The organism is Halocynthiibacter sp. C4, assembly GCF_028823805.1.
Classification (GTDB): Bacteria; Pseudomonadota; Alphaproteobacteria; order Rhodobacterales; family Rhodobacteraceae; genus Falsihalocynthiibacter; species Falsihalocynthiibacter halioticoli.
In genome coordinates this window covers 732,102-754,753 of the sequence record NZ_JAPEIE010000001.1, presented here as the reverse complement: position 1 = coordinate 754,753, position 22,652 = coordinate 732,102, and the positions used below count along the sequence as shown (strand labels likewise).

General features: G+C 53.9%; 20 protein-coding genes and 1 tRNA gene. 9 read left to right on the top strand and 12 right to left on the bottom strand.

All coding sequences use genetic code 11. The features are described from left to right. Positions 1–7 precede the first annotated feature (7 nt). The 3 genes from rpoD to OU789_RS03700 form a co-directional block, all read right to left on the bottom strand. A complete protein-coding gene (rpoD, locus tag OU789_RS03710; protein ID WP_274653429.1) occupies positions 8–1,990 on the bottom strand; it encodes an RNA polymerase sigma factor RpoD in 1,983 nt (660 codons plus the stop codon). A 116-nt stretch (positions 1,991–2,106) separates the two neighbouring features. Continuing rightward, on the bottom strand, positions 2,107–4,104 hold the full coding sequence (dnaG, locus tag OU789_RS03705) for a DNA primase (RefSeq protein WP_274653427.1): 1,998 nt from the start codon (positions 4,102–4,104) through the stop codon (positions 2,107–2,109). Between the two features lie 111 nt (positions 4,105–4,215). Further along, positions 4,216–5,646 carry a Glu/Leu/Phe/Val family dehydrogenase gene (locus tag OU789_RS03700; protein WP_274653425.1) on the bottom strand — a complete coding sequence of 477 codons (1,431 nt, stop codon included), beginning with the start codon at positions 5,644–5,646 and terminating at the stop codon, positions 4,216–4,218. Between the two features lie 392 nt (positions 5,647–6,038). Here OU789_RS03700 and OU789_RS03695 point away from each other — a divergent pair, with 392 nt between their 5' ends. The 3 genes from OU789_RS03695 to OU789_RS03685 are packed head-to-tail and all read left to right on the top strand — an operon-like array spanning position 6,039 to position 8,956. Then, positions 6,039–7,805 (top strand): TadE/TadG family type IV pilus assembly protein, encoded by a 1,767-nt coding sequence (locus OU789_RS03695; protein ID WP_274653424.1) that lies wholly within the window; start codon positions 6,039–6,041, stop codon positions 7,803–7,805. Then, entirely contained in the window at positions 7,802–8,350 is a 549-nt protein-coding gene (locus tag OU789_RS03690; RefSeq protein WP_274653423.1) for a TadE/TadG family type IV pilus assembly protein, read from the top strand. Before OU789_RS03695 ends, OU789_RS03690 begins: the two co-directional genes overlap by 4 nt. A 15-nt stretch (positions 8,351–8,365) precedes the next feature. Further along, positions 8,366–8,956 (top strand): TadE/TadG family type IV pilus assembly protein, encoded by a 591-nt coding sequence (locus OU789_RS03685; RefSeq protein ID WP_274653421.1) that lies wholly within the window; start codon positions 8,366–8,368, stop codon positions 8,954–8,956. Positions 8,957–8,977: 21 nt separating this feature from the next. Here OU789_RS03685 and OU789_RS03680 read toward each other — a convergent pair whose 3' ends face one another. Further along, positions 8,978–9,490 carry a hypothetical protein gene (locus OU789_RS03680; protein WP_274653419.1) on the bottom strand — a complete coding sequence of 171 codons (513 nt, stop codon included), beginning with the start codon at positions 9,488–9,490 and terminating at the stop codon, positions 8,978–8,980. 195 nt (positions 9,491–9,685) lie between these two features. On the opposite strand from OU789_RS03680, the gene OU789_RS03675 reads away from it, so the two are divergent. Further along, positions 9,686–10,597, top strand: a complete 912-nt coding sequence (locus OU789_RS03675; protein ID WP_274653417.1) for a pirin family protein — start codon at positions 9,686–9,688, stop codon at positions 10,595–10,597. A 54-nt stretch (positions 10,598–10,651) separates the two neighbouring features. On the opposite strand, the gene OU789_RS03670 is transcribed toward OU789_RS03675, so the two are convergent. After that, positions 10,652–11,245, bottom strand: coding sequence for a TetR/AcrR family transcriptional regulator (locus OU789_RS03670; protein ID WP_274653414.1), 594 nt, complete (start codon positions 11,243–11,245; stop codon positions 10,652–10,654). 136 nt (positions 11,246–11,381) lie between these two features. Here OU789_RS03670 and OU789_RS03665 point away from each other — a divergent pair, with 136 nt between their 5' ends. From OU789_RS03665 to OU789_RS03645, 5 genes are all read left to right on the top strand, one after another. Continuing rightward, positions 11,382–11,672, top strand: coding sequence for a hypothetical protein (locus OU789_RS03665; RefSeq protein ID WP_263953799.1), 291 nt, complete (start codon positions 11,382–11,384; stop codon positions 11,670–11,672). A 104-nt stretch (positions 11,673–11,776) separates the two neighbouring features. Beyond that, a complete protein-coding gene (locus tag OU789_RS03660; protein ID WP_274653412.1) occupies positions 11,777–13,063 on the top strand; it encodes a homoserine dehydrogenase in 1,287 nt (428 codons plus the stop codon). Positions 13,064–13,122: 59 nt separating this feature from the next. Then, positions 13,123–14,085 carry a class II fructose-bisphosphatase gene (glpX, locus tag OU789_RS03655; RefSeq protein ID WP_263953801.1) on the top strand — a complete coding sequence of 321 codons (963 nt, stop codon included), beginning with the start codon at positions 13,123–13,125 and terminating at the stop codon, positions 14,083–14,085. A gap of 71 nt (positions 14,086–14,156) precedes the next feature. Beyond that, complete coding sequence (gene recJ, locus OU789_RS03650; RefSeq protein WP_274653410.1) at positions 14,157–15,908, top strand: single-stranded-DNA-specific exonuclease RecJ; 1,752 nt, start codon at positions 14,157–14,159, stop codon at positions 15,906–15,908. Between the two features lie 112 nt (positions 15,909–16,020). Continuing rightward, positions 16,021–16,095, top strand: a tRNA-Glu gene (locus OU789_RS03645). 188 nt (positions 16,096–16,283) lie between these two features. Here the strand turns inward: OU789_RS03645 and OU789_RS03640 are convergent. Genes OU789_RS03640 through OU789_RS03610 form a run of 7 tightly spaced genes read right to left on the bottom strand, consistent with a single transcriptional unit; the run spans position 16,284 to position 22,636 of the window. Next, a complete protein-coding gene (locus OU789_RS03640; RefSeq protein WP_274653408.1) occupies positions 16,284–17,183 on the bottom strand; it encodes a dihydrodipicolinate synthase family protein in 900 nt (299 codons plus the stop codon). Continuing rightward, positions 17,171–17,515, bottom strand: a complete 345-nt coding sequence (locus OU789_RS03635) for an L-rhamnose mutarotase (RefSeq protein ID WP_274653406.1) — start codon at positions 17,513–17,515, stop codon at positions 17,171–17,173. The genes OU789_RS03640 and OU789_RS03635 overlap by 13 nt, the downstream gene beginning before the upstream one ends. Continuing rightward, positions 17,512–18,675 carry an enolase C-terminal domain-like protein gene (locus OU789_RS03630; protein WP_274653404.1) on the bottom strand — a complete coding sequence of 388 codons (1,164 nt, stop codon included), beginning with the start codon at positions 18,673–18,675 and terminating at the stop codon, positions 17,512–17,514. Before OU789_RS03630 ends, OU789_RS03635 begins: the two co-directional genes overlap by 4 nt. After that, positions 18,672–19,742 (bottom strand): ABC transporter ATP-binding protein, encoded by a 1,071-nt coding sequence (locus OU789_RS03625; protein WP_274653402.1) that lies wholly within the window; start codon positions 19,740–19,742, stop codon positions 18,672–18,674. Before OU789_RS03625 ends, OU789_RS03630 begins: the two co-directional genes overlap by 4 nt. A gap of 4 nt (positions 19,743–19,746) precedes the next feature. Then, positions 19,747–20,901 (bottom strand): mandelate racemase/muconate lactonizing enzyme family protein, encoded by a 1,155-nt coding sequence (locus OU789_RS03620; protein ID WP_274653400.1) that lies wholly within the window; start codon positions 20,899–20,901, stop codon positions 19,747–19,749. Further along, on the bottom strand, positions 20,898–21,755 hold the full coding sequence (locus tag OU789_RS03615) for a carbohydrate ABC transporter permease (protein ID WP_274653398.1): 858 nt from the start codon (positions 21,753–21,755) through the stop codon (positions 20,898–20,900). The genes OU789_RS03620 and OU789_RS03615 overlap by 4 nt, the downstream gene beginning before the upstream one ends. Further along, positions 21,752–22,636 (bottom strand): carbohydrate ABC transporter permease, encoded by an 885-nt coding sequence (locus OU789_RS03610; RefSeq protein WP_263953810.1) that lies wholly within the window; start codon positions 22,634–22,636, stop codon positions 21,752–21,754. Before OU789_RS03610 ends, OU789_RS03615 begins: the two co-directional genes overlap by 4 nt. Positions 22,637–22,652 lie beyond the last annotated feature (16 nt).

Genomic DNA, 22,652 nt, shown 5'->3' with positions numbered 1-22,652 from the left:
TTGCTCTTTATTGGTCAAGGAAGCTGCGCAGCTTTCGGCTCCGACTTGGATGCTTGAGCTTGCGGAGCGCCTTGGCTTCGATTTGCCGGATACGCTCGCGGGTCACGCTGAACTGTTGGCCCACCTCTTCGAGGGTATGGTCGGTGTTCATCCCGATGCCGAACCGCATCCGCAACACGCGCTCTTCGCGTGGTGTGAGGCTGGCAAGAACCCGCGTTGTGGTCTCTTTGAGGTTCTCCTGAATCGCGCTATCCAGAGGAAGAACGGCGTTCTTATCCTCGATGAAATCACCGAGTTGGCTATCCTCTTCGTCCCCGATCGGGGTTTCGAGCGAGATCGGCTCCTTGGCGATCTTCATCACCTTGCGCACCTTCTCAAGTGGCATCTGGAGTTTAGCGGCCAACTCTTCCGGCGTTGGCTCGCGACCAATTTCGTGCAGCATCTGGCGGCCAGTACGCACAAGTTTGTTGATCGTTTCGATCATATGAACCGGAATACGGATTGTGCGGGCCTGATCTGCGATAGAGCGTGTGATCGCCTGACGGATCCACCACGTCGCATAAGTCGAGAATTTATAGCCGCGACGGTATTCGAACTTATCAACCGCTTTCATCAGGCCGATGTTGCCTTCCTGAATAAGATCAAGGAATTGCAAGCCACGGTTGGTGTATTTCTTGGCAATCGAGATTACCAAGCGAAGGTTGGCCTCAACCATTTCCTTCTTGGCTTGGCGGGCCTCTTTTTCACCTTTTTGTACCTGCTGCACGATGCGGCGGAATTCGGAAATATCCAGCCCAACATACTGGCCAACCTGCGCCATTTCGGAGCGCAACTCGGTAACTTTGTCGCTCGAACGCTCAATAAAGCTCTGCCAACCACGGCCAGGCTTTTCTGCCATATCTTCAAGCCATGTCGGATCAAGTTCGCGACCACGGTAAGCCTCGACAAACTCGCGTCGGTTGATGCGGGCTTGGTCAGCGAGTTTCACGACGTTGCTGTCGATCGACATGATGCGGCGGTTGATACCGTAAAGCTGGTCAATCAGCGCGTCGATCCGGTTGTTATGGAGGTGAAGCTCGTTCACCAAAACCACGATCTCCGACCGCAACTCCTGATAGGTGCCTTCAGCGGATTTGGAGAAGCTTTCGTCTTCGTTCAGGGTCGCGGAAATCCGCAAGTCCTGCATCTCCGAAAGCTTTTCGTAGTCACGCGCAATTTGGTCCAGAGTTTCAAGAACGCGAGGCTTGAGGGCGGCTTCCATTGCGGCGAGCGACATGTTGGCCTGCTCGTCCTCATCGTCATCGTCGTCGTTGGCAATCGGGTTGCCGTCTGCGTCAAGCTCTTGCTTCTCTTCTTTCTTTTCAGCGCTGGAAGTAGAAGACACGTCAAGATTAGCCGTTACCGGCTCTTGCTCGTCCTCGTCGTCTTCCATCGTGTTGCCGAATGTCGTCTCAAGGTCGATCACATCGCGCAACAAAATGTCTTCAGAAAGAAGCTCGTCACGCCAGATGGTGATCGCTTGAAATGTCAGTGGGCTTTCGCAAAGCCCGGCAATCATCGTATTACGGCCCGCTTCGATCCGCTTGGCAATCGCGATCTCGCCCTCGCGGGACAACAGCTCAACCGAGCCCATCTCGCGCAGGTACATCCGCACCGGATCATCGGTACGGTCAAGAACTTCGGTCGTCGTTGTGGCAACGGTGACTTCACGGTTCTCGGAAGTTGTTGCGACTTCTGTGGAGGCTTTCTCTTCTTCTTCCTCATCTTCGATGATGTTGATGCCCATTTCGGACAACATCGACATCACATCTTCGATCTGATCGGTCGAGACCTGATCTGGGGGAAGGACTTGATTAAGCTGATCGTAAGTGATGTAGCCACGCTCGCGCGCTTCAGCGATCATTTTCTTGACCGCAGCTTGGCTCATGTCCATGCCTGCTTCTGCGTCTTGATCGTCTTGCTTGCGGTCGTCTGTATCTTTGGCGGCCATTCAGTGCTCCTACAAAAGCGGGCTGTAAGCGAATCAGTTGTTCGAATCAACAATGCGACCCGATGATTCGCAACCCGTTTAGCTGGTTTTCTTTACCGATTCCTCACCAAACGCGTCTAACGCTTCGCTTTTTGGCGGGAACCTTGGATTTTTGCGAGAAGTCCGTCGAACGCAGACCGTTCCTCGCGGTTCATTTTCGTGCCGTTTTCGGCGATGTCGTATGCGGCTTTGTCCTCACCCTCACTGCGGCTCGCTTTGTTGCGGGCCTCTGCGGCCTGACTGAGACGCCAAGTCATGCCCTCATCAACCGCGCCTTCCATATCCCTCATGGCCTCCGAAATTTCGCGCTCGGCTCCGTATGACGCCATGAGTTTGCGCATTTCCTCCTCGACACAGAGCTCTGCCAGCTCACTTTGCGAGGGGCTCCTCACCCCAGGGGCAAGTTGCACATGGCGCGGCGCAGTGAGGTTTTCAAGTGCTTCAGGTCCGATTGCGTCAAGCAGTGCGCTTTCTACGTCCGAAGCTGGATCAACGCGCAATAAAACATCACGGATAAGGTTGTGAGTTTCGGTCGAGAAATCATACCGCTCAAGAGGTGTTTCAAACCTCTCGATCAAACCAGGATTACGTAGCAAAGTTGCCAGAACCACACATTCCCGGAGGTAGATCGTTGCCTCATCGCTTCCCGTAGCAAGAAGCGACGTTTTTGTTGTTGGCTGTACCGACGGGCCCGTATTGCGCCAGTTCTTGCGCCCCCCTTGCCACTTACCACCACCAAAGGGCGGCTTCCGATCAAAGCTTTCGGAAGGTGCAGGCGCACCAGCGGGAACCGGTCCGAACAACGCGTGGCGCATACGGTTTAGATCATCAGCGTAGTGACGACGAATAGACGGGTCGCGGATCTTTTTAACTGTCTCGCGCAAAGACTTGTCGAGCGCGGCTTTTCGTTCGGGGCTGTCGAAATTCTTGCCCTCAGTTTCACGTTGCCACAGTAGATTGACCATCGGCATTGCGCCATCAAGCAGCCGCTGCATAGCATCTGGCCCGTCGCTCTTCAGCACGTCGTCAGGATCTTTTCCCTCGGGCATAATCGCAAACCTAAGGCTTTGCCCTGCTTCGAGCATCGGCAACGCCAAATCAATAACACGCATAGCAGCGCGAAGCCCCGCGGTATCTCCATCAAGCGCGATAATCGGTTCTGGTGCGACACGCCACAAAAGGCGAAGCTGGTCCTCGGTAACCGCAGTGCCAAGCGGAGCAACCGTTGCGCCAAACCCTGCCTCGGAGAGCGCGATCACGTCCATATACCCTTCGGCAACGATAAGCGGTTTACCCTTGCCAGCGGCCTCACGCGCAGGCCCGTGATTGTAGAGGCTTCGCCCCTTATCAAAGAGAAGTGTTTCAGGCGAATTCAAGTATTTAGCGCGCGCATTCGGGTCGAGCGCTCGCCCGCCAAGGGCAATCGCGCGGCCGCGCGGATCTCTGATCGGGAAGATGATACGGCCACGGAATCTGTCATATGGTGCGCCGCCGTCATCTGGTTTGGCACAAAGGCCAGCATCGACAATCAACTCTGGCGCAACACCCTTTCCCGTGAGATGTTGGAACAGAGCTTGCCGATTATCCGGCGAATACCCGATATCCCAACGCTCCTGTGCCTGAAGAGAAAGCCCGCGCCGCTCAAGGTAGCCACGCGCGCCTTCAGCGGCACCGGTCTTGAGTTGAAGGCGGAAAAACTGCACCGCCTGCTCCATCACCTTGGCGATTTCGGTTCTATGGTCCTGCTTTTCCTGTGCTTTCGGATCACGCGCAGGCATTTGCATCCCCGCTTCCTGAGCGAGAATTTCAACGGCCTCTATGAAGTCTACGTTTTCGGTTTCGCGCACAAAACTGATGGCGTCCCCGCTCGCGTGACACCCAAAGCAGTGATAAAACCCTTTGCGGTCATCCACATGAAAAGACGCCGTTTTTTCCTGATGAAAGGGGCAAGGCGCCCACATGTCGCCCTTGCCCTGATTGGACTTTCGAGGATCCCACATGACTTTGCGACCGACCACCTGCACAAGCGATGTTCGGGTCCGAAGTTCATCAAGAAATCCAGGGGGCAGACTCATGCGAGCAGTATCCATAACCAAGCTGACAGAGTCTAGGCGAATTGAACATACGGCGCACCGGCCCGAATAGGCCGATGCACTTCTATGAAAAGTCTAAGCGTTACTCGCGCTTTAGAGCCCTTTGGCCTGATAACTGGCGGCAACTTTGTTGATTGAAACCAGATAGGCAGCGGTTCGCAAATCCTCGATATCATCCCGCGCATGCCAAACTTCTCGCATAGACTGATAGGCAATACGCATCGTGTCGTCCAAACCAGAGCGAACGAGCTCCAGTTCATCCGCGCCACGCAAGTACTTGGTTTTAAACTCCGGTGTCATAGACCAAGCATCGCCGAGATAGCGATCAAGTCGCTCCAACTCGTCTATGACCAACTGGTGCCGCGCCTCTTCTTGGCGGCGTTGCATACGGCCAAAACGGATATGGCTCAGGTTCTTGACCCATTCGAAATACGACACCGTCACACCACCCGCGTTGGCATACATATCAGGAATGATAACGCACCCTTTCTTGCGCAAAATCTCATCCGCACCCGCGGTAATCGGACCATTCGCAGCCTCGATTATCAATGGCGCCTTCACCCTGTCCGCGTTTGTCAGATTAATTACCCCTTCTAGCGCCGCAGGAATAAGCACATCGCACTCCTGCTCAAGCAGTTTCGCGCCTTCGGTTACGAAAGTGGCATTCGGATAGCCTTTGACACCGCCATGGTTGACGATCCATGTCCGGACAGCATCAACATCAAGTCCACTTTCGTTAAAGAGACCGCCGTCATGCTCGATAACGCCAGTGATGATCGCACCATCCTCTTCACTCAGGAATTTGGCCGCATGGTATCCAACGTTCCCAAGCCCCTGAACGATAATGCGCTTACCGTCGAGTTTACCTTCGAGGCCAGCTTTCGTTTTGTCTTCTTCATAGCGGAAGAACTCCTGAAGCGCATATTGTACGCCTCGTCCCGTCGCCTCTACGCGGCCTGAAATACCACCGGCGTTCAATGGCTTACCCGTCACGCAAGCACGAGCATTGATATCCGTGGTGTTCATGCGCGCGTATTGGTCAGCTATCCATGCCATCTCGCGCTCACCGGTGCCCATATCCGGTGCGGGAACGTTTTGGCTCGGGTTGATCAAGTCCCGTTTGGCAAGTTCATAGGCAAATCGACGTGTGATCAATTCCAATTCATGCGGTTCGTACTCTCGGGGGTTGATGCAAAGTCCCCCTTTTGAACCGCCGAAAGGGGCTTCAACGAGGGCGCATTTATAGGTCATCAATGCTGCAAGCGCCTCGACCTCATCTTGGTTAACACTGATGGCATAACGAATGCCGCCTTTCACGGGCTCCATGTGCTCGGAATGAACCGAACGGTAGCCAGTAAATGTCTGAATTTGGCCACGCAAACGCACACCGAATCGGACAGTATAGGTCGCGTTACAGACCCTGATCTTCTGCTCCAGTCCCGGAGGGAGATCCATCAGCGCAACAGCGCGATTGAACATCAAATCGACAGACTGGCGGAAGGTTGGTTCGTTTGGGACTGACATGCAGAGCTCCTGAAATAGGATTCGAATTAAGACTGTAATAAGGGGATCAGACTAGGCTTATTTGGACCGGATGAAACCCTGTTAACGCAAACAAAAACCAAGCTTTGCACATTTTTTACTCAGTTTCAAAACTTGTCTCAATTCAACAGAAAACCTCGAAATTGTTCCGCATTCAGAAACGGTTAACCAATTATTTGACGTTTGGTCATGAATCCGGCAGCGCTCACGCCCTAATCCCCCAACTTTGCCCCATTCTTGCCACATCAATTGATTATTAACGAACGGTGGCATTCCCAAAATCGGCTGCCGCATGCCCTTCGTGGCGCTGATATTAAATTGTGACATTTGAATGAGTTTTAGAGTTCGCTGGGACCATCTGCGGGGTTAGAAATATGGAAAATCACACGACACGCGGGAAAGCCGCTAGCAATGTGACCACCAATGTTATCAAAGCGCCTTTCGCGAGAGCGCTTCGATCGGCGACTCAATTCCGGAGAAACAACGACGGATCTCTGACTCTCTTCTCAATGTTCATGTTCGTTATCATGTTGCTCGTGTCGGGCATGGCTGTGGATGTCATGCATCTCGAGACCCAGCGGACCCGTGTTCAATACGCTGCCGACCGCGCGATCCTAGCAGCGGCCAGCCTTGAGCAAGACCTTGATCCAGAACTCGTTGTTCGCAACTATTTTGAGACCAGCGGTCTTGGAAATATCGATCTTGTGATCGACCACGAAACAATCAGCTCTGGCGGCCAGCGCAACTATCGCCGCGTGTCGCTCGAAACTGGCGTTTCCATTGACACCAGCTTTATGGGCCTTGTTGGCATCGAAACCCTTTCCGCTCCATCGGCCTCAACTGCGGAAGAGGGCATCACAGACGTTGAAATTTCGCTGGTCGTCGACGTATCCGGCTCTATGGGGTACAATTCCGCAACCGGCAACACAAAGCTTTACGAACTTCAGCAGGCGGCGAAAGAATTCGGTTACGCGATGCTGTGTAACCCAACAGACCCTAACAGAGAGCAGTCTTGTACCGTAGAGAATGGTCGCGTTTCGCTTTCTATTATCCCTTACGAAGAACAAGTTGATATCGGTTCGGATCTTGCCTCGCAGTTCAATCTTCGCGCAGATCACGATTATAATAACTGTGTCGACTTCACCTCTGACGAATTCAGCCAGACCGCTGTAAGCCCCTCAGCGGAGCTTGACCGAGCGGGTCACATCAATCGATACAGTACAAATCTAAGCAGTAGTAGCTCACGCGTTTGCGACGATGTCTGGGACAACGGGCAGCGAGCGATTCAGCCATTGCTGTCCGACTACAACGATGTAGATGACTTTATTGACGATCTTTACGCAACCGGCTCGACCTCGATTGACATGGGGATGAAATGGGGCGTTGCGCTACTAGATCCAGCAGCACAACCCGCAATTTCCGCCCTCACCTCCGGCGACGGTGCCCCGATTGATTCAGAGTACGCCCAGCGCCCATTTGCATATGGAGAGCGTAACGCGTCGAAGGTTATCGTGCTGATGACAGACGGTAAACATGAGGGCCGCGGACAACTGCGCAGCAGCAAGAAAAGCGGCCCCTCAGTTGTATGGCAGGACAAAACCGAAGGCTTCCTTGGAATTTATAATTCTCAATATGACGAATGGTATTCCTTCGTGGAAGACGGCTATGGCAACGACAAAAACGTATGGCTGGATTTTGCACCCGGTACTTACGAATGGGATTGCTGGAGCTACTGGTCTGGTGGCAGAAAATACAAGGATTGCGGCTATCGGACAGACAAGCCAAAGCTTCAAGACGAAAATGGCGACCTTAACAACACCAAGCAGCTCAGCTGGCCCGAAGTTTGGATGATAAAAGGTACAAAGTGGGCTAAGAACTACGGTGCACTTGGTCGGCAGAATGCACACTTTACTGTGCAGCCTTCTACACAGGATACAAACCTTTATAATTCCTGTAACGCTGCCAAGGCCGAAGGCATGCTCATCTTTACCATCGGTTTTGAGGTACACTCAGATTACCTTGACGTGATGCGCACGTGTGCAAGTACACCAAACCACTTCTTCGATATTGACGGCACCGAGATCTCCTCGACCTTTGCGACAATTGCTAGCCAGATCAACAGGTTGCGACTGACACAATGATACGTTTAGGGCACTACATTACCAAGGCATTCCGCCGGTTCCGCAAAAGCGAAACAGGGAACGTTACGATTGAATTCGTGATCCTGTTCCCGATGTTCATGTCGCTTTTGCTTGGGTCCATTGAGGTGGGCGTGATTAAGACACGGCAAGTGATGCTAGAGCGCGCTGTGGACCTTGCGGTTCGTGACCTGCGCCTTGGAACGTGGAATCCGCCAACACATAACGAACTAAAAGAGCGCATTTGTTCTGAGACCCGCGTTATTCCAGATTGTGAAGACGTGATGCTGATCGAGCTTCGTCCGGTCAGCACATTGACTTGGGAGCCACTCGGAGAAGCAACAACCTGTGTTGACCGCGCCGAAGAGGTGCAACCGGTCACGCAGTTTGAAGGTGGCGACCAAAACGAAATGATGTTGGTTCGGGTCTGTGTAATCGTCGATCCGTTCTTTCAATCGTCGGCCTATGGTCTGGACCTACCAAAGCACGATCAAGACGGTGGCTATGCGATTGTATCCACCTCTGCTTTTGTGAACGAACCGAACTAGAACGGGATGAATGGCATGAGTACCCTCAAAAAATTCACACCCAAGTCGCTCCGACGCTTCGCCAAACGAGACGAAGGATCAATGTCTGTTGAAGCGATCCTTATGTTTCCGCTTCTGACGTGGGCCTATGTCGCAACTTTTGCGTTTTTTGATGCCTTTCAGGCCCGCAGCGTAAATCTGAAGGCAACCTTTACTGTTGCCGACATGATCAGTCGCGAACTTAACACCGTGGACGCTGATTACATTGACGGACTGCTAAAACTCTTCAATTCTCTCGCTGACTCCGCTGACGAAGAAACTTGGCTACGCGTCACGTCAATTCGGTGCGTGTCCGATTGCGACATCGGCGACGAAAACCCGCGCGTCCTGAGCAATGAGTGGTCATATGCAACAGGCTCAACCCCTGCCCTCACTCAGGAAACGTTGATGTCATTCGACGGCGCTATTCCTGTTATGCCAGAAGACGACTACGTATTGATGATCGAGACGAATATGTCCTATCAGCCAACTTTTAACGTTGGTCTGCCCGTTCTGGAGATGAACGAGATCGCGGTCACTCGGTCGCGATTTGTGCCGCGTCTATGCTGGGAAAGCTGCAACTCTTAAGTTGCAGGGCTTCAACCAAAATTAATTTTCAGTTTGGTGCCGCGTCGATAAAGCGACGAGCATTTCGGCCATGTTTTTTGTCTGGCTCGCATGAAGCACACCGCCAACCCCTACGCGTTTTCCAACACGCCACCACAGCCCCGGAGCCCACACACGCGATTGGCGTTCTTTGGTGGTAACCATAAAGCCGTTCGAAGGTTTGAACGCGAATACGCCTCGCTCTACCGATTTGATGTTATCAATCGCGACCATCAACTTCCCGTCGGAACAATACATCCCCTCTTTGGTAAGCCGGATGGAACAAAGTGTTGCACGGCGAAACATCTCGGCAACAACAAGATCGCCAACTGCAACGAGTATTAGAAATGCCAGCCATTTGATATCAGAGGGCGGTGTCGCTGCCGCGATATAGAGAAGTATTGCTCCAAAGGAATAAAGAACACCAAGGCCGAAATACCGCCGCGCAACAGATGCTTGGATAACCGCAAGCGTTTCATTTGCGTCAACCTGCTCAAGGTTAAGCGGATCGTTCATGCCGAAATCCTTCTTCTCGTCTGAATTCGTTTATCTCACGACGCATGCTCTAGCTTGGTTCCGCGAAGAAGAACAGAGAGAAGCATGTCGCGCCGAGGAGTTCTGCGCGAAAAACCACAAACCCTGTGCAGAAAGTGCAGTTTTCCACAGAGCGGTGAACACTATGTTATGCTCAGATGACAAAGGAGTACTGTTATGTCTCTTCGACCTATTCTTGATACAACCCAAGCCGTCCCGACAATTGAGGGCGCTGGCGTTCACCTTCACAGGGCTTTCGGCTTTCAGAACCCCGATATGCTTGACCCATTCCTGTTGTTTGATGATTTCCGAAACGACGACCCGGAAAAATTCAAAGCAGGTTTCCCGTGGCATCCGCACCGTGGGATCGAAACTATAACCTATGTACTCTCAGGCGCGGTTGAGCATGGTGACAGTCTTGGCAACACCGGCGTACTCGGCGCGGGAGACGTTCAATGGATGACTGCCGGATCGGGCATCATGCATCAGGAAATGCCATCCGAAAACGACGCAGGGCAGATGCATGGGTTCCAACTGTGGGCAAACTTGCCTGGCGATCTCAAGATGACCGCACCGCGGTATCAGGATGTCAAAGGCAGCGATATACCCGAGATCGTTGATGACGATGGCACGCGCGTCAAAATCATCATTGGCGATTTTTGGGGCAAACGCGGGCCTGTCGATGGTATTGCCGCCGACCCACAGTATCTGGATATTTTCGTGCCAGCGGGCGTTCGTAAAACCTTCAAAATCGACACCTACAGACGCGCCTTTGCCTATGTATTCGAAGGAGAGGGAAAGTTTAGCGATGCTTCTAGCCCGACAGGCGTCCTCCTTGAAAAAGAGGTGCGGGGTCAAGAGGTAAATATCCGCGATATGTCCGGAAACCGCACGCTTGTTCGATTTGGCACAGGCGACGAAATCAGTGTTCAAGCTGGCGAGAAAGGATTGCGGTTTTTGCTCGTATCTGGCGCGCCGATCCAAGAGCCCGTCGCTTGGCATGGCCCAATCGTGATGAACACGCGCGAAGAATTGCAGCAGGCTTTTTCTGAGTTGCGCAACGGGACATTCATCCGACCGGCGCATTGATCAAATAACACTTGAGGGCGCGCACCGCGCGCCCTCTTTCATTTCAGGTGATGGCTAAACGCTTGCCCCAACTGCATTCATCGCCATCTGGGCATAGATATCAGCCACCTCTTGCTGGCTCATGCGGCCATCCGAGCGGTACCAGGTATTCACTCCCGTCAGCATTGCTATCAACGCCATAGTCGCCAGCTTACTATCGGCAACCGTAAATGCGCCCGCTTCCACTCCACGCTTAACGATATCTTCCAAACGCGCCTCATACCGCCGCCGCATTTCTTCGATCTTCGTGAAATTCTCTGGCTCTAGATTTCGCAACTCCATATAGGCCACGAAAACAGCTTCGGGGCGTTCGATATGAAATGCGATGTGAAATCGGGCGAACGCGGCGAGCTCTGATCTTGGGTCGTCAACAGTAGGAAGCTGCTCAAGCGCCTCAAAAAGCTCATCCATGTGGGATTTCATCAGGTCAAACAGCAGTGACTGCTTATCTTGCGTATAAAGATAGAGCGCCCCCGCCTGTACGCCGACCTCTTTTGCGATCTGTCGCATGGAAACCGCAGCATACCCATGCCGAGCAAACAGCGTTAAAGCCGCCTTGCGGATGCGTGGGCCGGTTATCTTTGAGTGTGAGCCTGTTTTTCGTGCCATACCGGCACATTAAATGAACGACTGTTCATTGAAAAGCACCCACGAGATCACGACAGCAACTTGTATCATTTTCTCCTACTTGCCCAATCACGATACAGCCCTATATTCGGTCTCATTGCTATGTCAGGGGGCCGCTTTGCGCCATTCAATCAGTCTTGGGGTTATTGTTTGCGCTATGCTAAGCGCATGTTCCCCGCCTCCTGTGCCGAAGACGCAATTCTCTGAAGCTGTGGAAGCCACGGAGTACCCCAGTCTAAAGCCGCTCGGCACGCTGTTGAAAGACGCTGGGGATGTGACAGCGGAGCCTGCTGAAATTGGCGGAACAGATAGCCTCAGGAACAGAGCAAAACAGATCAGCGGGCCTGTGATTGATCCAAAAACGAAATCAGAGCTTGCTGCGGCAGTTGAGCGACATTCCTCGCTATAGCCTCAAAGCCACATCCGAAAACGGCAACACGCGTTGCAAGTCTGGCGATTCCCCGATAACAGACGCAAAGAAAATCAACATTCTTGCCCTAAGGAACGCTTTCTATGCTCCCTCCTCTTCGTCTTGGTATCGCTGGCTTGGGCACCGTCGGCGTGGGTGTGGTCAAAATCATTCGCCAGAAAGCAAATCTGCTCGCAGATCGCACGGGGCGACCGATTGTTATTACCGCGATTTCCGCGAGAACGCGTGACAAGGATCGCGGCGTCCCCCTTACTGATTATGCATGGGAAGACGATCCCGTTGCGCTCGCAAAACGCGACGACATCGATGTGTTCGTAGAGCTAATGGGCGGAAGCGACGGCCCTGCCAAAGCAGCCACAGAAGCGGCACTCGCAAATGGCAAAGACGTTGTAACAGCAAACAAAGCACTGCTTGCGCTGCACGGGCAAGCGCTCGCAGAGGCAGCAGAAAGCGCCGATCAAGTGATCCGCTTTGAAGCCGCCGTTGCAGGCGGTATTCCTGTGGTCAAAGCCCTTACCGAAGGGCTTGCAGGCAATGATATCACGCGCGTGATGGGCGTAATGAACGGCACCTGCAACTATATCCTAACCCGCATGCAAAGCGCCGGTCTTGCTTATGACGAGGTATTCGAGGAAGCAAACCAGCTTGGCTATCTCGAAGCCGATCCAAATCTTGATGTGGGCGGCATTGACGCCGGACACAAGCTTGCATTGCTCTCTGCTATCGCATTTGGAACCAAGGTGGATTTCAAAGGTGTCGAGCTTGAAGGCATTCAGCGCATCACCATTGACGACATCAACCAAGCCGCTGACATGGGCTATCGGATCAAGCTTCTCGGTGTCGCGCAAATGACTGGTCGCGGCCTCGAACAGCGCATGTCCCCTTGCCTTGTTCCCGACAGCTCGCCGCTCGGGCAGCTTGAAGGGGGCACAAATATGGTCGTTCTCGAAGGTGATCAGGTCGGCCAAATCGTTCTGCGCGGAGCAGGTGCGGGCGAAGGCCCAACTGCAAGTGCTGTTATGTCGGATATCATTGATATTGCACGCGGCATTCGCGTACCCACTTTCGGGAAACCGGCAAAAGGCCTCGAACAGGCCACATCGGCGAAAGCGAGCGCTTCTGCGCCCTATTATCTGCGCTTCCAGCTTTTGGACAAGCCTGGCGCACTGGCAAAGATTGCCGCTTCGCTCGGACAGGCTGGCATTTCGATCGACAGAATGCGCCAGTATAGCCATGAGGCAGATGCGGCGCCCGTCCTGATTGTGACCCACAAGACAACACGTGATGCGCTCGAAACGGCGCTTGCGGCGTTTGCTGAAACAAATGTATTGGCGGCAGAACCTGTCGCTATTCGCATCGAAGCCGTCTAAACTAGGTTATATTGGCCCATAACCTGTTTTGACCCCAGTAATAGAGAGCACTGTAATATATGGCAAAAGCCGACTTTAACGACCGAATGTTGTCGCTGGGCCTCGCCCGCGTATCCGAAGCCGCCGCATTGGCCTCTGCTGACCTGATCGGTCGCGGAGACGAGAAAGCCGCAGACCAAGCCGCCGTCAATGCCATGCGCGAGCAACTCAATATGCTCGACATCAACGGCGTTGTTGTCATCGGTGAAGGTGAACGCGACGAGGCTCCAATGCTGTATATCGGCGAGGAAGTCGGCAGTGGCGATGGCCCAGCGGTTGATATCGCACTCGATCCGCTCGAAGGCACAACGCTTACCGCGAAGGATATGCCCAACGCGCTCACCGTTATCGCCATGGGGCCGCGTGGCTCTATGCTGCATGCGCCGGATGTCTACATGGACAAGCTTGCGATCGGTCCAGGTTTTGCACCTGACACAGTTACGCTCGAAATGAGCCCAAGCGAACGCGTCTATGCACTCGCCAAAGCCAAAGGATGCAAATCCAAGGACATCACTGTTTGTGTACTAGAGCGTCCGCGCCACGTTGAGATGCTGAACGAACTCCGTGAAACTGGTGCCGCTATTCGCCTGATCACCGATGGCGACGTTGCTGGCGTGATCCACTGTGCGGAGGCCGACATTACCGGCATCGACATGTATATGGGATCCGGTGGTGCGCCCGAAGGCGTTTTGGCTGCTGCCGCGCTGAAGTGCATGGGCGGACAGATTTATGGCCGTCTTGTATTCCGCAACGCTGACGAACGCGCACGCGCAACGCGCATCGGCATTGAGGATTTTGACCGCATCTATACCCGCGACGATCTCGTGACAGAGGATGTTATTTTCGCGGCGACCGGTGTTACCGATGGCTCTGTTGTGTCTGGCATCAAACGCGAAGTTGGCTACCTGACCACAGAAACGATCCTCATGCGGTCAAAAACCGGTTCTGTTCGCCGGATGATTTACCGCAACCCAACTAAATAAATAGCAAAATCGCGCCTTGCTCATGTCAAACAGATTGCCAGCAAGGCGCATTTACACATAGGTTTCGGGGTATGGGTGATTTTCTAAATGTTTCCAACTCCCTGAGTGGACGACGCTGGGTCGGACCAAATGCTGAAACAGAGCGCGCAGCACTCCACCTAGAACAGCAAACCGATTTAGCCGCACCATTGTGCCGAATATTAGCGCAGCGCAGCGTTACCCCAGAAACAGCGAAACAGTTTCTTGAGCCCACACTGCGCGACCTCCTGCCCGACCCACATCAATTGCTAGATATGGAAAAAGCGGCGCGCCGCTTCCTCAAAGCGGTTCAGTCGAACGAGAAAATCGCAATCTTTGCGGACTACGACGTTGATGGTGGAACATCCGCTGCCCTTCTTATCGACTGGCTCAGACAGATGGGGCGAGAAGCCACGCTATATGTTCCCGACAGGATCGACGAAGGATATGGCCCAAACGACGAGGCCATGGCCAAACTTGCGGCCTCTCACGACCTGATCGTCTGTGTTGACTGCGGAACCTTGTCTCATGGTCCAGTTAAGGCCGCCGTTGGCGCTGACGTGGTCATCCTCGACCACCACCTTGGCGAGGAGACGCTTCCAGACGCCGTAGCTGTTGTTAACCCGAACCGGCAAGACGAGAGCGGCGAACTTGCGCATCTTTGCGCGGCTGCGGTTGTGTTTCTCATGCTCGTTGAAGCAAACCGGCAGTTGCGTAGCGCCGGGGCGAAAGGACCTGACTTGATCGCGATGCTCGATCTTGTCGCGCTTGCAACTGTGGCGGATGTTGCGCCCTTGATCGGAGTGAACCGAGCTTTGGTGCAGCAAGGCCTTAAAGTTATGGCCCAACGCAGCAGGCCCGGACTTGTTGCACTCGCAGATACCGCCAGAGCGGATTCCGCACCTAATTCCTATCACCTTGGCTTTCTCTATGGGCCGCGCGTAAACGCAGGGGGCCGTATCGGCAAAGCGGACCTTGGTGCACGGCTTCTTGCAACGAATGATCCCTCTGAGGCCGAGGCCCTTGCTCAGAAACTGGACGAGTTAAACACCGAACGCCGCGAAATCGAAGAGTCCGTTCGCGCAGCGGCGCTTGAACAGGCCGAAAGCCGAGGCATAGACGCACCGCTCGTCTGGGCGGCTGGCCAAGGGTGGCACGCAGGGGTCGTTGGAATCGTGGCGTCGCGCCTGAAAGAGGCAACAAACCGTCCAGCAATCGTGATTGGCCTGAACGACGGTGAAGGCAAAGGCTCTGGTCGGTCGATTGCTGGCGTTGATCTTGGTGCATCTATCCATCGGCTCGTGACTGAGGGGCTCCTCCTCAAAGGCGGCGGACACAAAATGGCCGCGGGCCTTACCGTTGCTGAAGACAAACTCGAACCAGCGATGGAGCGTTTGTCCGAGCTTCTCGCAAAACAAGGCGCGGGTGACGCCGGACCAGCTGACCTACGGCTAGATGGGCTCTTGATGGGCGCAGGTGCTACCGTTGAACTGGTTCAAGACATCGAAAAGGCAGGTCCCTTTGGTGCTGGAGCCCCTGCCCCGCGGTTTGCCTTTCCAGACCAGCAGATCTTTTTCACCAAACGCGTTGGTGAGAGCCATCTGAAGCTGACATTTGGTGACGGCATCGGCCAACGCATCGAAGCAATATGTTTCGGGGCATTCGACAAACCGCTTGGTCCCGCGCTCGAGAATCACAATGGCGCGCGTTTTCACCTCGCTGGGCGCTTGGAAATCAACACTTGGGGTGGTCGGCAAAAAATCCAGCTGCGCCTCGAAGACGCCGCCCCCGCATCAAGCGCCTAATTTATTGAAAAAAAACAATAAATACATGAACTGCGATTTTTTTTGCATTTCTGTTAAAAAGCCTCTTGCGCAGGGCAAAAGCTTTGCCTAGAAACCGCCTCACAGAGTAAGTGGCCCGTTCGTCTATCGGTTAGGACGCCAGGTTTTCAACCTGGAAAGAGGGGTTCGATTCCCCTACGGGCTGCCATTTCCTCCCTCTAAATTGTTGATTAGACAAGATATCGCTCAACGCAACCATGCGCATGAGCCGATTGATCAATGCAATTTCCAAAGTCGGCATGCTGGTTTGCGCATACCAAAAATGGCGACATGTTTCTGCCGCCACTTCATTTTCTTATCTATTGTTATGAGGCGCGAAGCCATTGGCGCAGAAGGCTAAATTTGGCTAACCCTCTGTGTGCTTAGGCGTTGTAGCAACTGTTCAAGCTCGGCTTGGCTGACGTCGTCAATCTTTGCGGTTGGCGGACGTACACGCGGACTACGGAAGACATTAGCCTGACACAAAAGCGTCTTGTGTACGTGATAGAACATATCCGCCCCCTGAAAGCCCAACCGGCTTACAGGTAAGATACACTCCTCCAAAATAGCTGCAGCTTCGCCCTCATCTCCCGCTTCCAAAGCGCGCCAGACAGCCATAAAGACTCCAGCCTGGCTAGCAAACGGCATGGTACCGCGCGCGCCGCGTCTGTGCTCTTCGATGAGCGTTCCGCCTCCTGCGCCACCAAGCACAGTGAGCTTATCCCCGACGGCTTTCACCATCGCCGAAACTTGCGCAACCGTCGGATTTGTTTCGACTTTGATGGTATCCACGAGCGGCACTTCTTCTGCGATTTTCAACGCCAATGCTGGCGAGATCGGTGACTGTGGCACATCCTGAAGTATGATCGGTAGCTGCGCTGCTTCTGCCACCGCCGAAAGATGCTCAATGACCGAGTCTGGCCCCGTAGCAAAAAAATCTGGCGGCCAGATCATAAGGCGCGAGGCCCCTGCTTCCGCTGCTTCGGCTGCGAGTTGGACCGCTGGCGCTGTGCCAGGGGCGGACGTGTTCATAACAACGGGAACGCGACCATCAACTTGATCCACGACCGCACGCAAGACTTCGCGCCGCTCTTTGGGAGTGAGCTTGAAAATCTCGCTACCGATGGCGATTCCAATGCCGGAAACCCCAGTTTTGAGGGTCGCATCGACCTCAATTCGTAGGCTACCAAAATCAACGTCAAAATTGCTGTCAAACGGTGTTAATAAAATAGGAACAATGCCAGTCAGTCCGGACATTTAGCTCTCTCCGATGTGGTTTCAAAAGCGAAGACTTCGCTCAAAGGTGTGTGTTTGGGGCGATTGCCGGATTCGGTTTCCATCAGCGGCGCCATTTTGCTCCACCAGCGGTTCATCAACTCAGACGGCGGCTGCTCAGCGGTCGGAAACGGTTCGGCCCGCTCTTGAAATGCAAAAATTGTGGTTCCGGTGCGAAAAAGATAGTAGCGGATGATGCCACTTTCCTCCATCTGGCGCCGCATCTCGGGCCAGATTTCGGCATGAGCGGAATCGTAGGCTTCCTCTGCCCCTTCTTTGATTTGCATGCTCCAGCTACGGCGATAGAGTGTCATGTCGCCACCGTATTATCGTTGATGTGATCCCAGATGATTTCATAACCAAGGCCGGGTGCGCTTGGCAGTGCCACAAAGCCTTCGTCATCCATCGGGTCGCAATTCCGCTCCAAATAGAGGTGCGGCGCATCATAGTTAACCCCGGGTGCGAGAAGCCCCTTCTCATACCACTCGCTGGTGTCTTCGGATGTCGCTCCCATGACCTGTAGATTGCCCCAACCTGCCATGTGAATTTCGCAGCGCTGCCCGTAGGCTTCGCAAACAATCGCGGTTTTCCGGCATCCGGTTACGCCACCACGACGAATATCCATACGGCTCATGTCTGAGGCGCCGCGCAAAATCCATTCTGCGCGCGTAAACACGCCGCCCGCCGCAATTTCCGGCGCGAGAATTGGAATTGAAAGTTCGCGGCAAAGCCGTACGTAGCTTTCAACTCGATATTCCGGCATCGGATGCTCGAACCAGTAATAGTCGTTCTTTTCCAGTTCGCGCCCGACCTTGATCGTTTCTTCGAGCGTGTGATACGTGCCCCAAACGTCGTACATCAAAACCATATCCGGCCCGACAGCTTCTCGGACGAGGTTCAGAGTTTCGATATCGGCCTTGATGTTGGACGGGCGCCCCTTCGTCGGCTTACCTGTGTCTGGGTTCCAAAAATAGTGGGGATGAATTTTGTAGGCTTTGTACCCTTCGGCTTTGCACGCGAGCGCGTGTTCGGCATATACCTCTGGCTTGCCAATATTTGGATAGGTTGAGGCATAAGCGGGCACCTTGTCGCGTGCGCCCCCCATCAACTTGTAAACAGGAAGCCCCGTTGCGCGCCCCGCTAAATCCCACAGAGCACAGTCGATCACGCTTTGGGCGACTTCCGGTAGGTTTGCGACCCACATCCATTTCCAAATTGCTTCACGATCAAACGGGTCTTCGCCAAGCAAGAGATCACGCACGCGTCCTTCGATGAGGCGCTGCTCATCCGGCGTCATTCCATCTTGGTCGCCGTGTTTGCCGCCACCAAAGAAATAGCCCGTCAGCCCTTCATCAGTATCAATACACGTTACAGTCTGGCTCACCTCGGCGTTGGGTTTGAGGCGTCCATGGCCGATATCCCACCGATCCGCATGGGTGCGGAATCGGATCACCCTTACGTCGCTGATTTTCATTGGGCCTGACCACCTTCAGCGAGTGACCGCTCCGTTTCAGCGTCAAAACAGTGCAGCTTGCCTTCGATCACTTCGAAGAACACCTGATCCCCGACCGAATGGGTAATGCGGTCGCGTGTGGTCATGATGATGGCTTCATTTTCTGTCCGAAGCGTGAGTTGGGTCTCTGCGCCTGTCGGCTCGATCAAGGCGACCTTCGCGGCGATACCCTTCTCGGCAAGACGAATGTCCTCCGGACGGAAGCCGGCGATGACCTTTTGACCAGCAGCAACCGTGGCATTCGGTGTTCCGAGCAATTCTTGTGTCGTTGTCTTAAGTGCTTTCCCATCACCAACAGCATCAATGAAGTTCATAGCAGGTGAACCAATGAACCCCGCCACAAAGACGCTGGCAGGATTGTCATAAAGCTCGATTGGCGAGCCGATTTGCTCTACATGTCCGCCCCGCATCACAACGATTTTGTCGGCCATTGTCATGGCTTCGATCTGGTCGTGCGTCACATAAATCGTGGTGGTCTTGAGGCGCTGGTGCAGCTCTTTGATTTCCGAGCGCATTTGCACACGCAGCTTTGCATCAAGGTTTGAAAGCGGTTCATCAAAGAGAAACACTTTCGGGTCACGTACGATCGCTCGGCCCATCGCAACACGCTGTCGCTGACCACCAGAAAGCTGGCGCGGGTAACGATCCAGCAGAGCGTTCAAATCAAGAATTTCTGCTGCGGCCTTAACCTTTTTGTCGATCTCTTCCTGAGATTCCTTGGCCAGACGCAACGAAAAGCCCATGTTCTTGGCAACCGTCATATGCGGGTAAAGCGCGTAGTTCTGGAACACCATGGCGATGTCGCGCTCTTTGGGCACGAGGGTGTTAATAACCGTATCATCAACCGAAATCTCACCGTCGCTGATGGTTTCCAATCCTGCGATGGAGCGAAGAAGCGTAGACTTCCCGCACCCCGACGGGCCAACCAGAACGGTGAACTCACCATCCTTAATGTCGAGATCAATACCGTGCAGCACTTCGACCGCGCCATACGATTTCCGAATATTTCTGAGTGTGACAGATCCCATTGGTTTACCCTCTCTTGGTGTCAATTGCGGCGCCGTCAAAGGCTTCCAGTGCATAGTTTGGCGGGCGATTGCCAGCCGGATTGCGGGGGACAGGCACATGCCCATCCGTAATTTTCGGGCGCAGGCCTATAAGTTCGTAAAGAAGGGACTCTTCGCCACGATCCACACATTCAACAAGCGCGCCGCCCTGACGTGTGGCAGCAAGCGCAAGCGCCCAAGGCTGTTCGCATGTGTTGTGCAAGATCACCGGAACCTTTGCCTCATTGGCCAGATCAAGGATCTCAAGTGTCTCGGTAATCCCACCTGCCCATGCAACGTCGGGCTGCAATATTCCGACAACGCCAGTCCGCAACAAATCCGCGCAATCGGCTTTTGAAAACGCGAAATTCCCAAGAGCCAGCGAGATTTCTGAATCCAGCCCATCGCGAATTTTCTGCAAGCCCTCAACATCCTGCGGATGAATCGGGTCTTCGATCCACGCAATTGGAATGTCCTTCATCGCCTCTGCGAAACGAAGCGTGTAATCGGCATCCCACGCAAGAAACGCGTCAATCATGATCGGCACATCAGGGCCAGCCGCTTCTGCAAAACGCTTCATCAAGGCAACATTGGCCTCTAGCCCCTCGCGCCCAGATTCCGGACCGTAAGGCGCCGCAGCTTTTAGGCCAGCAGTAGCAATCCCGTCAAAAGCCTCGGGCCGTGAGGTCGTCATGTAAACAGGAAGCCGTTCGACTTTAGAACCGCCAAGCTGCTCCACCAGCGTTCCTGCTGACGATTTCGCCTGTAAATCCCAAAGCGCTATATCAACTCCCGCAACGGCCATCATAGCAAAGCCAGATCGGTCATTCGGCAAGAGCGCCGCTGACATTTGTGCATTCAGAGTGGCAATATCTTCGCAGACCTCCCCTTCCAGCAACCGAGCCAGATGACTGTTGATGATAAGCTCAACGACCTCCCCGCCGTTCGTGCACCCCCAGCCAACGGTGCCGCTCTCGTCCTCAACGCGAACGAACACCTTCTTTGTTGGCCACATCCAGCTTGCGCGTTGCTCGACAAACCGCGCAAACTTGGACATAGGAGAGGCAACCCGGGAGGTTTGAAGCTTCTGGTTATTGAAGCCACAATCCACCGCCCGTGCCATGATCGAGGTGATCTTCATCCTTTCACAGCCCCGGCAAGAAGGCCGCGTGTGAAGTAGCGCTGTCCGAAGAGGAAAATCAGCATGATCGGCAAGGCCACAATCGTCGCGGCGGCACCAACGTACTGGAATTCCAGCGTGAAGAGTTCGACAAAGCTGGCAAGCCCGATTGTTACGGTCTTGTGCTCATTTGATTCAAGCAGGATCGAAGCAAAGGCAAATTCAGACCACGCGCCAACGAAGTGCCACATCGCAGCAGTAATCAGCGCAGGTGTAGCCAGTGGAAGAACCACCATGACCATGCTTTGCAAGCGGCTCGCACCATCCATCATTGCGCTTTCCTCAAGTTCGCGCGGAATTTCGCGAAGACTGGACGCGATGATCCATGTCGCGAACGGCAACCCGAAAGCAGAATAAAGAAGCACCAAGCCGATCAAACTATCCTGAAGGCCCAGCATGCTCATGAGGCGATATGTGGGAAGCAACAGTGCTGCGCCCTGAAACATTCGGCTGATGAGCAGCCCACCGAGTATGAGATCGCGGCCTGGGAAGTTTAGTCGAGCGAAGGCATAACCGGCGAGTGTTCCAAAGATCAGAACGATGACTGTCGAGCTGACGGCAATGAAGAAGCTATTGCCGATAAGCTGTGGCCAATCAAGGAGCTGGCCCTTTTGGTGGGTCGGCGAGAACAGTGCCTTATAGGCTTCCAGTGTCGGCGCTTCGGGCCAGAAGGAGATCGGTAATTGCGCCAGTTCAGCCTGTGTCTTGAAGGAGGCCAAGAAAAGCCAGAACACCGGAAACAAGACGTAGATCGAGATAACGAGGCCAACAAGACCAAGCATGATCCAATAAAGTGTACGCGGTTGTTCGTTCATTTCGATGCCTCCGAAGCCCAGGAGCGGCGGTTAACGTAGAGATAGAGAGCGACGATCGACACCAGCATCACGAGATTGATCACGGACATGGCGGAAGCAACGCCCCAATTGAAGAACTCGAAGCTCTGCTGATAGATGTATGTCGCCATGATTTGGCTGGCGTTTGCAGGGCCACCGCCCGTCATGATCCACGGCAGCGCGAATTCAGCGGTGATCCAGATCATCGAGATGACGGTCACAGCAGTTAGCGAAAATGCAATATTCGGCAACGTCACAAAGCGGAAACGCTCTACGGCATTCGCGCCATCCATTCGCGCAGCTTCGACTTGATCGTCAGGAACAGCGCGGATCGCAGCGCACAGGATAAGCGCAACGAGCGGCATCTTACGCCAAACAAGCACCACAACGAGCATCCACATCACAAGCTTCGGATCGCCCATGAAGGAGATGGTTCCTTCGGTAAGCCCCGTCGATTCAAGGGTTTGACCAATGATTCCGACTTGGCCGTGAAGCATCCATTTCCAAGCCATTGCGGTGACCACATCAGGCAGCACCCAAGGCAAAAGGATCAGCGCGCGCAGCCATCCGGTTACCTTGGAGTCAATGGCGAGATAAGCACCAACGCCTAGCCCGACACTTACGCAAAGCAGCGTGCCGCCAAGGATCCAAATAGCGGTATTTTTGAGTACCAATCCGAAGACTGGATCGGCCCAAAGGGCACGGAAGTTATTCAACGTGCCAAAGCCGCGTTCCTGCCCCATCACAACCTGTGTGAGGCTAAGAGTTGCAACATTGTAGGTGGGCCCGACGACAAATGCCAAGACAGCGGCCACTACGGGCAAAATTAGAGCATACGCCAGAAAACGATCGCTTTTCAGCATCGTCGGGCCCTCCTTT

Coding starts and splice junctions, on each gene's coding strand:
- rpoD (WP_274653429.1), bottom strand. CDS start 1,990: ATGGCCGCCAAAGATACAGACGACCGCAAGCAAGACGATCAAGACGCA.
- dnaG (WP_274653427.1), bottom strand. CDS start 4,104: ATGAGTCTGCCCCCTGGATTTCTTGATGAACTTCGGACCCGAACATCG.
- OU789_RS03700 (WP_274653425.1), bottom strand. CDS start 5,646: ATGTCAGTCCCAAACGAACCAACCTTCCGCCAGTCTGTCGATTTGATG.
- OU789_RS03695 (WP_274653424.1), top strand. CDS start 6,039: ATGGAAAATCACACGACACGCGGGAAAGCCGCTAGCAATGTGACCACC.
- OU789_RS03690 (WP_274653423.1), top strand. CDS start 7,802: ATGATACGTTTAGGGCACTACATTACCAAGGCATTCCGCCGGTTCCGC.
- OU789_RS03685 (WP_274653421.1), top strand. CDS start 8,366: ATGAGTACCCTCAAAAAATTCACACCCAAGTCGCTCCGACGCTTCGCC.
- OU789_RS03680 (WP_274653419.1), bottom strand. CDS start 9,490: ATGAACGATCCGCTTAACCTTGAGCAGGTTGACGCAAATGAAACGCTT.
- OU789_RS03675 (WP_274653417.1), top strand. CDS start 9,686: ATGTCTCTTCGACCTATTCTTGATACAACCCAAGCCGTCCCGACAATT.
- OU789_RS03670 (WP_274653414.1), bottom strand. CDS start 11,245: ATGGCACGAAAAACAGGCTCACACTCAAAGATAACCGGCCCACGCATC.
- OU789_RS03660 (WP_274653412.1), top strand. CDS start 11,777: ATGCTCCCTCCTCTTCGTCTTGGTATCGCTGGCTTGGGCACCGTCGGC.
- glpX (WP_263953801.1), top strand. CDS start 13,123: ATGGCAAAAGCCGACTTTAACGACCGAATGTTGTCGCTGGGCCTCGCC.
- recJ (WP_274653410.1), top strand. CDS start 14,157: ATGGGTGATTTTCTAAATGTTTCCAACTCCCTGAGTGGACGACGCTGG.
- OU789_RS03640 (WP_274653408.1), bottom strand. CDS start 17,183: ATGTCCGGACTGACTGGCATTGTTCCTATTTTATTAACACCGTTTGAC.
- OU789_RS03635 (WP_274653406.1), bottom strand. CDS start 17,515: ATGACACTCTATCGCCGTAGCTGGAGCATGCAAATCAAAGAAGGGGCA.
- OU789_RS03630 (WP_274653404.1), bottom strand. CDS start 18,675: ATGAAAATCAGCGACGTAAGGGTGATCCGATTCCGCACCCATGCGGAT.
- OU789_RS03625 (WP_274653402.1), bottom strand. CDS start 19,742: ATGGGATCTGTCACACTCAGAAATATTCGGAAATCGTATGGCGCGGTC.
- OU789_RS03620 (WP_274653400.1), bottom strand. CDS start 20,901: ATGAAGATCACCTCGATCATGGCACGGGCGGTGGATTGTGGCTTCAAT.
- OU789_RS03615 (WP_274653398.1), bottom strand. CDS start 21,755: ATGAACGAACAACCGCGTACACTTTATTGGATCATGCTTGGTCTTGTT.
- OU789_RS03610 (WP_263953810.1), bottom strand. CDS start 22,636: ATGCTGAAAAGCGATCGTTTTCTGGCGTATGCTCTAATTTTGCCCGTA.